Source organism: Streptomyces sp. NPDC102514 (assembly GCF_055584525.1).
Map to the genome: position 1 here is coordinate 168,070 of NZ_JBVJLW010000010.1, position 14,094 is coordinate 182,163.

General features: G+C 72.0%; 12 protein-coding genes and 1 pseudogene. 9 read left to right on the forward strand and 4 right to left on the reverse strand.

All coding sequences use genetic code 11. The features are described 5' to 3' along the window. The first annotated feature begins 34 nt into the window (after positions 1-34). The 3 genes and pseudogenes from ACZ60E_RS25580 (at position 35) to ACZ60E_RS25590 (ending at position 4,424) form a co-directional block, all read left to right on the forward strand. Positions 35-1,518 (forward strand): annotated as a pseudogene (locus ACZ60E_RS25580) (hypothetical protein). A 156-nt stretch (positions 1,519-1,674) separates the two neighbouring features. Beyond that, the gene (locus ACZ60E_RS25585) at positions 1,675-3,000 is read left to right on the forward strand and encodes an AAA family ATPase (RefSeq protein ID WP_469443348.1); all 1,326 of its coding nucleotides are present in this window, start codon (positions 1,675-1,677) and stop codon (positions 2,998-3,000) included. A 179-nt stretch (positions 3,001-3,179) separates the two neighbouring features. Beyond that, entirely contained in the window at positions 3,180-4,424 is a 1,245-nt protein-coding gene (locus ACZ60E_RS25590; RefSeq protein WP_469443549.1) for a vWA domain-containing protein, read from the forward strand. On the opposite strand, the gene ACZ60E_RS25595 is transcribed toward ACZ60E_RS25590, so the two are convergent. Beyond that, on the reverse strand, positions 4,411-5,532 hold the full coding sequence (locus ACZ60E_RS25595) for a Glu/Leu/Phe/Val dehydrogenase family protein (RefSeq protein WP_469443349.1): 1,122 nt from the start codon (positions 5,530-5,532) through the stop codon (positions 4,411-4,413). The genes ACZ60E_RS25590 and ACZ60E_RS25595 overlap by 14 nt on opposite strands. 79 nt (positions 5,533-5,611) lie before the next feature. Between ACZ60E_RS25595 and ACZ60E_RS25600 the strand changes: the two genes are divergently transcribed. The 3 genes from ACZ60E_RS25600 (at position 5,612) to ACZ60E_RS25610 (ending at position 8,141) form a co-directional block, all read left to right on the forward strand. Beyond that, a complete protein-coding gene (locus tag ACZ60E_RS25600) occupies positions 5,612-6,076 on the forward strand; it encodes an Lrp/AsnC family transcriptional regulator (protein ID WP_453792225.1) in 465 nt (154 codons plus the stop codon). 56 nt (positions 6,077-6,132) lie between these two features. Further along, positions 6,133-7,368 (forward strand): epoxide hydrolase family protein, encoded by a 1,236-nt coding sequence (locus tag ACZ60E_RS25605; RefSeq protein ID WP_469443352.1) that lies wholly within the window; start codon positions 6,133-6,135, stop codon positions 7,366-7,368. A 77-nt stretch (positions 7,369-7,445) separates the two neighbouring features. Continuing rightward, positions 7,446-8,141, forward strand: coding sequence for an HAD family hydrolase (locus ACZ60E_RS25610; RefSeq protein ID WP_453792227.1), 696 nt, complete (start codon positions 7,446-7,448; stop codon positions 8,139-8,141). A gap of 36 nt (positions 8,142-8,177) precedes the next feature. On the opposite strand, the gene ACZ60E_RS25615 is transcribed toward ACZ60E_RS25610, so the two are convergent. After that, positions 8,178-8,423: a DUF2630 family protein gene (locus ACZ60E_RS25615; RefSeq protein WP_383948050.1), complete on the reverse strand. Its 246-nt coding sequence runs from the start codon at positions 8,421-8,423 to the stop codon at positions 8,178-8,180. 248 nt (positions 8,424-8,671) lie between these two features. Between ACZ60E_RS25615 and ACZ60E_RS25620 the strand changes: the two genes are divergently transcribed. Next, on the forward strand, positions 8,672-9,397 hold the full coding sequence (locus ACZ60E_RS25620) for a TetR/AcrR family transcriptional regulator (RefSeq protein ID WP_469443355.1): 726 nt from the start codon (positions 8,672-8,674) through the stop codon (positions 9,395-9,397). Here ACZ60E_RS25620 and ACZ60E_RS25625 read toward each other — a convergent pair. Beyond that, positions 9,385-10,887, reverse strand: coding sequence for an LVIVD repeat-containing protein (locus ACZ60E_RS25625; RefSeq protein ID WP_469443357.1), 1,503 nt, complete (start codon positions 10,885-10,887; stop codon positions 9,385-9,387). The genes ACZ60E_RS25620 and ACZ60E_RS25625 overlap by 13 nt on opposite strands. Positions 10,888-11,097: 210 nt before the next feature. Here ACZ60E_RS25625 and ACZ60E_RS25630 point away from each other — a divergent pair, with 210 nt between their 5' ends. Further along, positions 11,098-11,757 (forward strand): DUF305 domain-containing protein, encoded by a 660-nt coding sequence (locus tag ACZ60E_RS25630; RefSeq protein WP_469443359.1) that lies wholly within the window; start codon positions 11,098-11,100, stop codon positions 11,755-11,757. A gap of 167 nt (positions 11,758-11,924) precedes the next feature. Here ACZ60E_RS25630 and ACZ60E_RS25635 read toward each other — a convergent pair whose 3' ends face one another. Next, positions 11,925-12,398, reverse strand: a complete 474-nt coding sequence (locus tag ACZ60E_RS25635) for a DUF6214 family protein (protein WP_384799431.1) — start codon at positions 12,396-12,398, stop codon at positions 11,925-11,927. A 258-nt stretch (positions 12,399-12,656) separates the two neighbouring features. Here ACZ60E_RS25635 and ACZ60E_RS25640 point away from each other — a divergent pair, with 258 nt between their 5' ends. Next, a complete protein-coding gene (locus ACZ60E_RS25640) occupies positions 12,657-14,018 on the forward strand; it encodes an FAD-dependent oxidoreductase (RefSeq protein ID WP_469443361.1) in 1,362 nt (453 codons plus the stop codon). Positions 14,019-14,094: the final 76 nt, after the last annotated feature.

The following is a 14,094-nucleotide window of genomic DNA, read 5'->3' on the forward strand; positions in this document are numbered from 1 at the left end:
GATTGGGGGAATCATTCGCGCAAGGTGAGTGCTGATGGCACCTCACTTCGCGAATGAGATTCCTTCCCACCTGCTGATGTGGCGGCGCGTACGTGAGTACGCCGTGCCACCGTCCATGATCGAGAACTCGACCGCACGGCGTGCGGTCGGCGACTGGGCGGGGGCTTGCGCCGCCGCCCGTGTCCACGTCGATCTCGATCTGCGCGCCGTGCGCCGTCGCCACGGCACCCCTGTGGTCACCCTCCTCCGGGAGGACCTGCGCCGACTGGCGCCCGATCTGCTCCGCTGGCACATGCCCCGCATCGCCCCGAACGGCCGGCTCCGGCCCGGACTCACCCTCTCGCTCGCCCGTTACGGGAGTGCCGGCGGCACGCCGTTGCACCTGGTGGTGCGGACCCCGCCCGCCTGGGCGGACGGCGGCCAGTGGATGTCCCTGGCGCTGTGGGAGGGCTCGGGGAACGGCACCCCCGGAGACCATCCCCATGGACACCACCCCCATCCACATCCCGAGCGGCGTTTCCGGCTCGATCTGCACCGGCATCTCTGGGACGCCGGGCGGAGCAATGAGCTGACGGCCCGGTGTGGAGCGGGAAGGCTCCGCCCCATGATTCGCCCTGGGCCGAAGGGAGTTGGGCCGTCGAGGCCGAGCTGCTGTTGCGGGCCGAGAGGCTTCCTCGCGGGGCCTTCACCGTCCGGCTCGGCGCCCGCAGACGGGCCGTACTCGAACTCGTCGCCCCCGACGACAGCCATGTACCGACACTCCGCGCCCTGTCCGAAGGCGTGCTGCCGCCGCAGGAGGTCGCGGCGCTCCCGGTGCTGCCGGAGGCGGCGGCCCGGGTCCTGCCGGATCTGGAGCTGCTGCGGACGGGGCTCATCCCGCCCGAGCGACTGCATCCGCTCGTCGCCGCGGCGCTGGCGGGGTACGGGTCGGCGCCGGTGGGCGGTCCCGTACCCGAACCCGGCGATCCGCATCGCGTGGAGTGCCGCGGCGAGACCCACCGGATCGCACTGCGGGACGGAGTGCTGACCGCGGTCGACCACGACCCCGCCCAACTGCGGCGCGAGGAACTGCTCGTGGCGCTCGGCGGGCCCCCGCTGCCCTGTCTGCGGGCGATCGACTCGGTGCACCGGGATCCGGAGGCACTGCCCGCGGTCCGGGAGCGGCTCCGCCACGGTGACGCCACCGGGGCACTGGCCGTCGTCGAAGGCCTGCTCGGTCCTGGCGCGGTCCTGCGCGACGGGCCGCTCCGCGAGGAACTGGAGCAGGCCGCCGCCCGCCACGTCGACCACGGGCTCTTCCGCTCGGGACTGGTCGCCGTGCATCCCGCCGCCGGTACGGCAGGGGGCGCGGACATCCCGGGTGGCGCGGGCGTCCCGGGTGGCTCGGGTGGCGTGGACGGCTCGGGTGCGGGACGGGTGAAGGCCGGTCACCGGCCCCGGCTCGACCGTTCCACGCCGCTTCCGCTGCGCAGCAAGCTGATCGGCCGGTCCCGGCCCCGCACCAGTCAGGCCTCGTGACCGGCGACCCGCCGCAGTCCCCTTGCCCATCACTCCTTGTCCATCACTCCTTGTCCCAGCTCCCACCTCTTGTCGCGCACCGCGCACTGCGCGCCGCACAGTCTCCTGCCGTCCAGGACGGGCCTTCCCGTCCCTCAGCCCCCTCCGGTGATGCCCATGATCAACAGCACCCTCCTGCCCGCTCCGGCCCCGGCACCGGCTTCGGCCGACGCCACACCCGTACCCTCGCCCTCCCGCGTACCGGATACGGACACGCACCTCGCCGTCGCCGACGGCCTCCTGGCCCTCCTGCGGGCGACCACCACCGAGCCGCGCCCCGACGAGCAGCTCGAAGCGCTCACCCTGGCCGTGGCGGCGGATCTGCCCGTGCTGCTCTGGGGTGAGCCGGGTATCGGCAAGACCGCCGCCCTGACCCAGCTCGCCGCCTCGCTCGACCTGCCGCTGACGACCGTGATCGCCAGCGTCCACGAGCCGTCCGACTTCTCGGGGCTGCCGATCGTGGGCGAGGACCCCGCGGTGCAGGGCGTGCCGATGGCGCCGCCGCAGTGGGCCGTGGAGCTCGTACGAGCCGGTCGCGGGCTCCTCTTCCTGGACGAACTCTCCACCGCCACCCCGGCCGTGCAGGCCGCTCTGCTGCGGGTCGTCCTGGAGCGGCGGGTCGGCGCGCTCCAACTGCCGCCCGGCGTACGGATCGTGGCCGCCGCCAATCCCCGCGCTTCCGCGGCGGACGGATGGGAGCTGAGCCCGCCGCTGGCCAACCGGTTCGTCCATCTGTACTGGGTGCACGATCAGGAGGTGGTGGTGCGTGGTCTCGGCGGTGTCTGGCCGAGGGCCGAACTGCCCCGGCTGGAACCGGAGTTGCTGGCGGAGGCGGTGGCCTTCTCCCGGCGCGTGGTCTGCGGCTTCCTGACCGCGCGGCCGACGCTGATCCACCGGCTGCCGAGCACCGAGACACGGCGTGGCGGTGCGTGGCCCTCACCCCGGAGCTGGGACGCCGCGCTGACCCTGCTGTCGTTCGGCACGGCGGCCTCGGTCTCGCGCGAGGTGCTGGCCCTGCTCGTACGGGGTGCGGTGGGCGACGGCCCCGGACTCGAACTCCTCGCGTACATGGACCGGATGGACCTGCCGGACCCGGAGACGCTGCTCGCCGACCCGGCCGCCGCCGAGCTGCCGGAGCGGGGCGACCTGCGGCAGGCCACGCTGGAGGCGGTGGTCGCGGCCGTCGGAGCACGGCCGGAACGGGAGCGCTGGGAGGCGGGCTGGGCGGTGCTGGTGCGGGCCCTGGAGACCGGTACCGCGGATCTGCTGGTCGCCCCGGCGACGGCCCTGGCCGCGGTGCGCCGCGACGACTGGGAGGTACCGGCGACGATGGACCGGCTGGCCGGGGTGGTGGGGCTCGCCCGGCGGGCGGACCGGTCGGTGGAGCGGGTCGCCGCGGCAGCCGCCGCGGCCGAGCGCGCGGCGGCGGGGACACGCCGGTGACGGGGACCCCGAGGACTCCGAAGCAGGCCGCTCCGCATGCCCCACCGCATCCGATGCCCCGGCCCGCGCCGCCACGTCCGATGCCCAGGCCCGCGCCGCCGCGCCCGGTGCGGGCCGCTCCGCCGGAGCAGCCGGCCGGCTCCCGTGCGGCGGCTCGAACGGCCGGGCTCCCGCTGGACATGGAGAAGTTGCTGGCCGCCCGGCTGCACGCGGTGAAGGTGCGCCCGTATCTCGCCGGTGCGCTCTTCGCCCTGCATGTGGTGGAGGACCGGTCGGTGCCGACGATGGCGGTGGACGCGCACTGGCGCTGCTACGTCTCCCCCGGGTTCGTGGCGCGCATGCCGACGGAGGAGCTGGCGGGTGTGTGGGTGCACGAGGTCTCCCATCTGCTCCGGGACCACCACGGCAGGGGCGAGCGGTACGCGCGGCAGCACGAGGAGTCCGGACCGGGCGAGGGAAGCGGGACGGGGGTCCCCCCGGCCGAAGGCTGGGGCAGGTTGCGCCGGAACATCGCCGCGGACTTCGAGATCAACGACGACATCTACGGGGACGGTCTGCCACGGCCCGCCGGAGCGGTGCTTCCGTCCCTGCTGCGGCTGCCGGGCGGGCTGTTGATGGAGGAGTACCTGCGGACGGCGTCGATGTCCGGTCTCACCGCGGACCTGGCCTGGCTGGACTGCGGCAGCGGCGCCGACGGGCAGGGCCGGCCGTGGGAGCTGGGTCCTGACGGGGCGCACGGGCTGAGCAGGCACCAGCAGGACGCGGTCCGCTTCCGGGTCGCGGAGGGGATCAAGGGCAGGCCGGGCGAGGCACCGGAGGGCTGGCGCCGATGGGCGGACGAGGCGTTCCAACCGCCGCAGCCGTGGCGGCAGTTGCTGGGTGCGGCGGTGCGGTCGGCGGCGGGCGCGCCGGGCGCGGGCGAGAACCACAGCTACCGGCGCCCGTCCCGGCGCTCGGCCGGTGTGCCCGGAGTGGTGCTGCCGAGCCTGCGCCGTACACCGCCCGCTGTCTGCGTCGTGATCGACACCTCCGGGTCGGTGAGCGACGCCGAACTGGGCAGCGCGTTGCTGGAGGTGGCGGCGATCTCGCGGGCGGTGGGCGGGCGGCGCGACCTGGTCTCGGTGATCTCCTGCGACGCGGCGGCCGGGGTCGCCGTGCCGCTCTGCCGCGCGGAGAACATCGAGCTGATCGGCGGCGGGGGCACGGACCTGCGCTCCGGTTTCGCCCGGGCGCTGCGCTCCCGGCCGCGCCCCGACGTGATCGTCGCCCTCACGGACGGCCAGACCCCCTGGCCCTCCACGCCGCCGCCCTGCCGTACGGTCGTCGGTCTCTTCCCGCGCCCCGCCCGCGCGGCGGACGAGGAGGACCCCGACTACGTACCGGACACTCCGCCGTCCTGGGCGCGTGTCGTCACGATCGGCTGAGAGCCCGCCGGGCGGGAGCTGCCGCGGCCACCGCGTCTGCGGCAGCTGCCTCTGCCTCCGGCGGGGAGCCGGCCGCCGCGGTGAGGCGGCGGTCGGCCAGCTGCCGGGCGGCCCTCATCGGGGTGATGCCGGTCGTGCGCGCGAGGCCGAGGATGTGGCCGACGGTGTCGCCGATGCCCTCGACCCGCTCCAGGGCGGCCTCGTGGCTGTAGCCCTCCGACTCCCGGCTGAGCGTGTAGGCGACCCCTCCGGCGCCGGCCACGTAGTCCGGCACCCAGACGATGCCGCGCTCCGCGAGGGTGTCGGCGACCGACTCGTCGGCGAGCTGGTTGTTGGCCGGTCCGACGACCAGCGGCGCGGTGAGCCGGGGAACACTCGCCTCGTCGAACACCCCGCCCACGGCGGCCGGGACGAGGATGTCGGCCGGTGCCGACAGCGCCCGGCCGGGCTCGACCCACCCGTACCCGCTCGCCAGCGCGGCCTCCTTGCGGGAGTGGTCCACGTCCGACACCACGACGTGCGCCCCTTCCGCGGCCAGGCCGGCCGCGACCCGGCCGCCGACGGACCCGAACCCGCTGACGACGACCCTCTTGCCGGTGCAGGAGGCGTCGCCGAAGACATGCCGGGCGCCGGCCCGCAGCGCGGCCAGGACACCGACGGCGGTGGGCCCGCCGGAGTCCCCGGTGCCGCCGTGCTCCTCGGGCGCGCAGTACGCGTACGGCGAGAAGCGCCGCAGGACCACCATGTCCTCGGGACCGGTGCCGATGTCGGGCCCTGTGCGGTAGGAGCCGTCGAAGGAGGCGATCAGCTCGCCCAGGTCCTCCAGTGCGGCCTGCCGCAGGTCCGGGGTGACGTCGGTGTCCCGGTCCAGGGCGATCACGCTCTTGCCGCCCCCGAAGTCCAGTCCGGCCACCGCCGACTTGTACGTCATCGCCTCCGACAGGCGCAGCGCGTCGGTCAGTCCGTCCTGCCAGGTGTCGTAGCGGCGCATCCGGCAGCCGCCGGCCGCAGGTCCCAGTACGCGGGAGTGGACGGCGACGATCAGCGGCAGGCCGGAGCGGCGTCCGCGGCGGACGACGACCTCTTCGTGTGCGAATGCTCGACTCATGGCGCCGAAGCTAGGCTGATGCGCGGACCACCGGGAGCTGCGCCGAATTACATTCGGTGTGCGGGCAGGGGAGGAAGCCGTGGACGAACTTGATTCGGCGATCGTGCGCGAACTGCAGGCCGACGGTCGGCAGTCGAACCGTGCCCTCGCCGGAAAACTGGGCATCGCCCCCTCGACCTGTCTGGAGCGCACGAGGCTCCTGCATCGGCGCGGCGTCATCCAGGGCTACCGGGCCGAGGTCTCCTTCAAGGCGCTCAACCGCTCGGTCCAGGCGATGGTGTTCACCCAGGTACGCCCTCTGCGCCGGGATGTCGTCACCTCGTTCGAGCAGTCGGTGACGCGGCTGCCGGAGGTGGTCTCCGTGTACACGATGACCGGGAGCGACGACTTCCTCGTCCATGTCACGGCCCAGGACATCGACCACCTGCACGCCTTTCTCCTGGACCAGTTCACCAACCGCCGGGAGATCATCGCCTTCCGCACCTCGATCATCTACCAGCACCTGACCAACCCGGTCCTCGGCCCGCTGCCGCCCGCGGAGTAGAGGCGCACCGGCAGCGTGCGGGCCGCCCGACCCGACCGACCCATAGGACCCATGCCATGACCACTGCACGCACCTTCCCCCTGGAGCCCACCCCGATCCACGTGTCCGACGAGGTGCTCGACGACCTGCGCGCCCGTCTCGCGTCGACCCGTCCGCCGCTGGACGAGGGGAACGAGGACTGGTCCTACGGCGTCCCGGCCGGCTACCTCGGTGAGCTGCTCGCCCACTGGCGGGACGGCTACGACTGGCGCAGGGCCGAGGCCGCCATCAACGTCCACGAGCACTACCGCGTGGATGTCGCCGGTGTCCCGGTGCACTTCATGCGCAAGCCGGGCCGCGGCCCCCGCCCGGTCCCGCTGATCCTCACCCACGGCTGGCCGTGGACGTTCTGGCACTGGTCGAAGGTGATCGGCCCGCTCGCCGACCCGGCCGCGTCCGGCGGTGACCCCGCCGACGCGTTCGACGTCATCGTGCCGTCGTTGCCCGGCTTCGGTTTCCCGGGCCCGCTCACGGGCTTTCCGGACGTCAACTTCTGGAAGGTCTCCGACCTCTGGCACACCCTGATGACCGAGACCCTGGGCTACGAGAGGTACGCCGCCGGGGGCTGTGACATCGGCGGGATCGTCACCAGCCAGCTCGGCCACAAGTACGCCGACGAGCTGTACGGCATCCATATCGGCTCCGGGCTGCCGCTGGACTTCTTCAGCGGCCCCCGCGCCTGGGACTTCGCCCGGAACCGGCCCCTCACCGACGACCAGCCCGCCGAGGTCCGCGCCCGTCTCGTCGAGCTGGACCACCGCTCGGCGTCCCACCTCACCGTGCACATGCTCGACGGCGCCACCCTGGCCCACGGGCTGAGCGACTCTCCCGCGGGGCTGCTCGCCTGGCTGCTGGAGCGCTGGAACTCCTGGAGCGACAACGGCGGTGACGTCGGGTCCGTCTTCACCAGGGACGACCTGCTCACCCACGCCACGATCTACTGGGTGAACAACTCCATCGCCACGTCGATGCGTTACTACGCCAACGCCAACCGGCACCCGTGGACCCCCGCCCACGACCGCACCCCGGTGGTGGAGGCCCCGGTCGGCCTGACCTTCGTCACCTACGAGAACCCGCCCGGCGTCCACACCGCCGAGGAACGCGTCCGGGCGTTCGAGACCGGTCCGCAGGCCGCCTGGTTCAACCACGTCAACGTCAACGCCCATGACCACGGCGGTCACTTCATCCCGTGGGAGAACCCCGACGCCTGGGTGAACGACCTGCGCCGTACCTTCCGGGGCCGCAGACCCTGACGACGGCACCGCTCTGACCTGGGGCGGAGGAGTACGGGAGGACATATCCGGACCGCCGTGTGGGTAACTTCCCCCGCATGGCTGCCGTGTTGTTCGACTTCTCCGGGACCCTCTTCCGTATCGAATCCACCGAGAACTGGCTGCGCACCGTACTGGCCGAGGCCGGGACGGCCCTGCCGGAGCAGGAGTTGCTCCGGACCGCGAAGGAACTGGAGGCGGCGGGCGCGCTGCCCGGCGGGGCGCCGCACAGGGGGCCGGTGCCACCCGAGCTGACCGCGCTGTGGGGCATCCGCGACGAGAGCGCCGAGGCGCACCGGGCCGCGTACACGGGAGCCTGCCGCCAGGTGGCGCTGCCCGCCGCGGAGCTGTACGACGCGCTGTACGACCGGCACATGAGCCCGGCGGCCTGGCGTCCGTACGCCGACGCGATCGACGTACTGCACACGCTGCGCGACCGCGGGGTCGCGATCGGGGTGGTCAGCAACATCGGCTGGGATCTGCGGCCCGTGTTCCGCGAGCACGGCCTCGACGCGTACGTGGGCGCCTACGTCCTGTCGTACGAGCACGGCGTCCAGAAGCCGGACGCCCGGCTGTTCGCGACCGCCTGCGACGCGCTCGGGGCCGATCCGCGCGACACCCTCATGGTCGGGGACGACCGGCAGGCGGACGGCGGCGCGGCGGCCCTGGGATGCGGGGTGCACTTCGTCGACCATCTGCCGGTGACCGACCGGCCGAACGGTCTGCGGCCGGTGCTGGACCTGATCCGCACCTGACTGCCGTCGGAGCCGCACCGGACCCCGGGCCGTTCCTCAGCTCTGATAGCCCTCGACCTGCGAGGACGGCCGTACGCGCGCGTCGTCCGGGTTCTCGCCGAACTCGGACTTCGCGCGCCGCTGCCGCAGCAGGTCCCAGCACTGGTCGAGGTCGCGCTCCAGCCGGCCGAGCCGCTCTTGTTCGGTCGCGCTGTCGATCTTCCCGGACGCGAGGGCGTCCCGGAGTACGCGTTCGTCGTCGACCATCGCCGTGATCCTGGCAAGGATCTGCTCTTGATCCATGGGTGTACGCCTCCTCGGCACTCCTGCCCACTCTAAGCAGCGGACGAAGGCTCGGCGACAGCGCCGAACGGCAGGCCGTCCCCCTGGCAGCCGCCGCACGAGGGGCACGCCGGTTCCTTACCGACCGCCCGGGACGATCCCCCGCGTCGCCCCGGACGGACGGCAGCCCGGAAGGGATCCCCGAGGGGACCGGCCCGGACGCGCTGAGTATAGTTGGCTGGCAGCCAGTCAACGCAGGAGTACATAGGATGTCCCCTCGCAGCGCATCGGTCAATGAAGAGTTGCGGCGACGTTCCCGCGAGAGGCTTCTGCAGGCGGCTCTGGAGCTCGTCGGCGAGCGCGGATACGACGCCACGACGCTGGGCGACATCGCGGACCGCGCGGGCTCCGCCCGGGGTCTCGTCTCGTACTACTTCCCCGGAAAGCGCCTGCTCGTCCAGTCCGCCGTGCACCGGCTGATGCACCGCACGCTGGACGAGGCGCTGGAGCGCGAGCCGCGCACCGAGGACGGGCAGGAGCGGATGGCACGGGCCATCGACGCGATTCTGGGCCTCGCCCGGGACCATCCGGTCGTGATGCGCCAGCACATGGCGGGCATCCTGCAGGGCGAGGGGTTCAAGCAGTGTCCTGAGCAGCGTCGGCTGGCCGAGCTGCTGAGCGACACGATGTCCCGCTACGGCTCTCCGGACACCGCCGCCGACTACCCGATGCTGCGGGCGCTGCTGATGGGCGCGGTGTACGCGGCCCTGGTGCCCGGGGTCCCGATGCCGGTGCCGGTGCTGCGGGCCGAGCTGTTCAGGCGGTACGGGCTGGAGTGGGAGCGGGGTGCCCCGCCGGGCGCCGAAGCACCCGGCGGGACGTATCCCGAGGATCTCTCACGGTTCTTCGCTCCCGGGAGCCGCGAGCCGGAAGAAGGCAGCGGTCACGGTGGCGTGGCGAACCAGGAGACGGACGCGGCCGGTCAGTCGAAGTAGTCCGGCTGCGTCTGGACGTTCAGCTCGTCCAGTCGGTTCTTCTTCGCCGGGTCCGTACGACGGTCATTGATCTTCAGAACGTCGAAGCCCTTGGCGATGTCGTTCGAGTAGATGTAGCCGTTGTAGTAGTACGCCGACCAGGAGCCGCCGGTCACCATGGTGGTGGTGCTCAGCGGACCGCGCTCGAAGAAGGCGATCTCCTTGGGCTTCGAGGAGTTCGTGAAGTCCCAGACGGAGATACCGCCCTGGTACCAGGCCTGGACCATGATGTCCTTGCCCTTGACCGGGATCAGCGAGCCGTTGTGGGCGACGCAGTTCTCGGTGTCGGCCTGGTGGCGCGGGATCTTGAAGTAGCTCTTGAAGACGAGCTTGCGCTTGTCGCCCTTGCCGACGATGTCGTAGATGCCGTCCGCGCCGCGGTTCGGGCCCACGGTCTCGTTGCAGGTGGCCGCACCGCCGCCGCCCAGCTCGTCCGTGAAGACGACCTTGTTGGCCTTCTGGTTGAAGCTCGCCGAGTGCCAGAACGCGAAGTTCACGTTGTCCTGGACCTGGTCGATGATCTTCGGGTTCTCCGGGTCCTTGATGGAGAACAGGATGCCGTCACCCATGCAGGCGCCCGCGGCGAGGTCCTTGGAGGGCAGCACGGTGATGTCGTGGCAGCCGGTGGTCTTGGAGACACCCGGGTTGGTCGGGCCACCGGGGTTGCCGCCGCCGTCCGGACCCTCACCGGGGAACAGGACGGGGAAGTTGACGACCGCGGCCTTCTCGGGCGCCTTGCGCGGCACCTTGATGATCGAGATGCCGTCGTGCGGCGGCTGGCAGTCGGGGAACGTGGCGCTCGGCGAGTACGAGGACACGTAGATGTAGACGTTCTTGCGCTCCGGCACCAGCGTGTGGGTGTGGGAGCCGCAGGCGGTCTCGACGGCGGCGACGTACTTCGGGTTCTTCTTGTCGCTGATGTCGAAGACCTTCATGCCCTCCCAGGAGGACTTCTCGGTCGCGGGCTGCGTGGTGCTGCTGCAGGAGTTGTCGCTGCGCGAGGAGTCCGTCGACAGGAAGAGCAGGTCGCCGGAGACGGTGATGTCGTTCTGCGAACCCGGGCAGAGCACCTGGGAGACCGTCTTCGGGGCCTTCGGGTTGCTGATGTCGAAGATGCGGAAGCCGTCGTAGTTGCCGGCGAACGCGTACTTGCCCTGGAAGGCGAGGTCCGAGTTGGTGCCGGGCAACGCGTCCTTGGGGATGTTCACGAGGTGCTGGATGTTGTCCGAGTGGACGATCTCGTCCTGCCCGGGTATCTCGCCGCTCGCGATCGCCGCTCGCGCCTCGGCCGCCTCGCTCTTGGAGACCTTCTCCGAAGTCACCGGAGCGTCCCCGGGGTCGGGGGTCGCGACCGCGGGTCCTGCCGTGAGCAGGGCGGCCAGCAGGCCGGCCGCGGTGGCGGCAACTCCCAGACGTCTGCGCCGCGTTCGGTGATTGTTCAACAGGGTCACTGCGTCCTCCCTTGTAGCCGTTCGCAGTCGAACGGTTCAGGTACCACCGCAGTATCGTCTTCATCATGCACAGATCAACAGGTGGCAACGCATTCGTAATGAATGTTTTTGATCATTGGCGCGCGGAAGCGTGCTAGGACGGTCATCGACACTCACAAGGTGTCCGTACTCGTCAGATGTCTGCCGATTCATGTGCCACAGGAGGTCACTGTGCTCGCTCGCCGTACGTCCCGCCGTCTGATCACGGCGTCCGTGACGGCCGCCGTTCTCGCACTCGGCGGCTGCACGGGCTCCGACGACGAGGCCAAGTCAGCGCCGGACACGGGCCCTTCGGTGATCGCGCCGGGCAAGCCGGGCGAGGCCGCCGAGACGCTCTCCGCCGCGGACGCCGCGAAGCAGCGCTCCGACGACGACACCCCCAACTCCGCGGACTTCGACTACGCCCGGATGATGATCGAGCATCACACCCAGGCCATCGTGATGACCGAACTCGCCCCGAAGCAGGCCTCGTCGACGCCGGTGAAACGCCTCGCCGAACGGATCGCCGCCTCACAGGGCCCGGAGGTCGAGACGATGAAGGCCTGGCTCAAGAACCACGGCGGCGACAAGAAGGACGCCAAGGGGTCCGGGGAGCACCACCACGACGTGATGCCCGGCATGGCGACCGAGACGCAGCTCAAGACGCTGCGCGCGGCGAAGGGCAAGGCGTTCGACGAGCTCTTCCTGACACTGATGATCACCCATCACAACGGCGCGATCACCATGGCCACGGACGTCCTCTCCCAGGGCAACAACATCCAGATAGGCGAAATGGCCGACGACGTGATCGCCCAACAGACGAGCGAGATCAGCAGGATGCGCGAGATGTGACACGCCCGCCACGCAGAGGGGCAGCCCCGCAGGGGCGCCCCTCAAGGGGCGCGGGGAACTGCGCGCCCAGCCACGACGCACCCGCACCCGACACACAACCACCCGCCCCGCCCAGCCGCAGGCACGGGCACCGGCCCCCTCAAAGACACCGGCGGAGCCGGACGGCGTCAGCGTCGAACATGCCGCGGCGCCAAAAGCCCCGCATCCCGCGCCCCCGCGATCAACCTGAGCGACCGCCGCCGGCTGTACCCCGTCGCGGACATCACCGCGAGCACCGGATCCCGCCCCGCCCGCTGGGCCGCCAGATACTCCCCGGCGACCAGGCGGCGGCTCTCGACACCGCGCGGCAGCGCAGGGCGCGCGTGCCGCTTTTCGGGGCTCCCGTCACCACCCACGGCGCTCGCCACCACGGGCGCGCCCCCGCACGCCTCAAGAAGCGGCCCCTCGATCCAGTCGGCGAGCACCGCCAGGTCGTCGAGGGAGAGCGCGGGCCGGGCCCGTACGTCCTCGACGGCGACGCCGCCCTCGCACACCGCCGCGAGCAGGTCGACACCGGCGCCGTCGGCGAAACTCAGCCGGACGTTGCACCACGTCGTGGCGGTGTCGTTCTCCCGCACTTCCCAGGCGCGCCGCACGGACACCGCCCCGTCCGGCTCATCACGATCAGAAAGATTAAGAAAGGATGTTTCCAGCACATACTCAACGTAACCGCATGATCACATTCATTGCGGCCAGGCACGCGCGAGGGGTCCGCGCGGCACACGGTCGGCGCAGCGCCGCGCCCCGGCCGTCTCCCGGCCGCATCCCGGCCCGTTCCCGCCCCTCCCCCGACGCGCGGTGCGATGCGATGCTGGAAGCGCCAGCGAGCTTCTCGTTCTCCTCGGGGAAGGGGTTGTGCCGTGCTGCAGGTCGCCGTCGTCGGTTCGGGGCCGAGTGGGGTGTACGCCGCGCAGGGTCTCGTCCAGCAGGAGCTGGTGCCCGGGATCCGGGTCGATGTGCTGGACCGGCTGCCGTGCCCGTACGGCCTGGTGCGCTACGGCGTGGCGCCCGACCACGAGAAGATCAAGTCGTTGCAGGGCACGCTGCGTACGGTCCTGGAGCACGAGCGGGTGCGGTTCCTCGGCGGAGTCCGGATCGGCCCGGAGGGACTGCCCGCCACCCGGCTCCGGGACTTCTACCACGCGGTCGTGTACTGCGTGGGCGCCGCCACCGACCGGCATCTCGGGGTGCCGGGCGAGGAGCTGCCGGGCAGCTGGTCGGCGACCGACTTCGTGTCCTGGTACAGCGCGCACCCGGACGTCGTGACCGACAGGTTCGGGACCGGCGGTTTCGTGGCCGGCGCACGGGCGGCCGTCGTCATCGGCGTGGGGAACGTGGCGGTGGACGTGACCCGCATCCTGGCCCGCGGTGCCGCGGAACTGAGCCCGACCGACATGCCCCAGGCGGCGCTCGACGCGCTGTCCGCCAGCCAGGTGCGGGAGATCCAGATGGTGGGCCGGCGCGGCCCCTCGCAGGCCCGCTTCACCACCAAGGAACTGCGGGAGCTGGGCGGTCTGCCGGACACCGGGGTCACCGTGGATCCGGCGGAGCTGGCGCTCGATCCGGCGTACCTGGATCCGTCCGCCCTGCCCGCCGCGCAGCGACGCAACGTCGAGGTGCTGCGCGGGTGGGCCGAGCGTCCGCGGGCCGTCGGCTCCCGGCGGATCCGGCTCCGCTTCTTCCTGCGGCCGGTCGCACTGCTCCCGGACGGCGGCGGGCGCGTGGGCACGGTCCGCTTCGAACGGACCGTCCCGGACGGCCTCGGCGGCGTGACGGGCACGGGGCGGTACGAGGACATCGAGGCCCAGTTGGTCCTGCGCTCGGTCGGCTACCGCGGGGTTCCGCTGGAGGGCCTGCCGTTCGACGCGGACCGCGGCACCGTCCCGCATCTCGCGGGCCGCGTCCTGCGGGCGGGCTCGGTCGCGCCCGGGGAGTACGTGGCCGGCTGGATCAAGCGCGGCCCGACGGGCGTCATCGGCACGAACCGCCCCTGCGCGAAGGAGACGGTGACCTCGCTCCTGGAGGACGCCCCCGCCCTCGTACAGCGCGAGATCCCGTCCGACCCGCTCGCCGCCCTGCGGGCCGAGGGCCTGCATCCGGTGGACTGGTCGGGCTGGCAGTCCATCGAACGGGCGGAGGCGGCCCTGGGTGCGTCCCTGGGCAGGCACGTGGTCAAACTCCCCGACTGGCAGGCACTGATGGATGCGGCCCAGCCCCTTTAGGGGCGCGGAGAACGGCGCGGCCGACCCCCACCGGCCCGCAGGCGACGAACAACCCCTCCGGGCAGGACACCAACCG

Coding starts and splice junctions, on each gene's coding strand:
- ACZ60E_RS25585 (WP_469443348.1), top strand. CDS start 1,675: ATGATCAACAGCACCCTCCTGCCCGCTCCGGCCCCGGCACCGGCTTCG.
- ACZ60E_RS25590 (WP_469443549.1), top strand. CDS start 3,180: ATGGAGAAGTTGCTGGCCGCCCGGCTGCACGCGGTGAAGGTGCGCCCG.
- ACZ60E_RS25595 (WP_469443349.1), bottom strand. CDS start 5,532: ATGAGTCGAGCATTCGCACACGAAGAGGTCGTCGTCCGCCGCGGACGC.
- ACZ60E_RS25605 (WP_469443352.1), top strand. CDS start 6,133: ATGACCACTGCACGCACCTTCCCCCTGGAGCCCACCCCGATCCACGTG.
- ACZ60E_RS25610 (WP_453792227.1), top strand. CDS start 7,446: ATGGCTGCCGTGTTGTTCGACTTCTCCGGGACCCTCTTCCGTATCGAA.
- ACZ60E_RS25615 (WP_383948050.1), bottom strand. CDS start 8,423: ATGGATCAAGAGCAGATCCTTGCCAGGATCACGGCGATGGTCGACGAC.
- ACZ60E_RS25620 (WP_469443355.1), top strand. CDS start 8,672: ATGTCCCCTCGCAGCGCATCGGTCAATGAAGAGTTGCGGCGACGTTCC.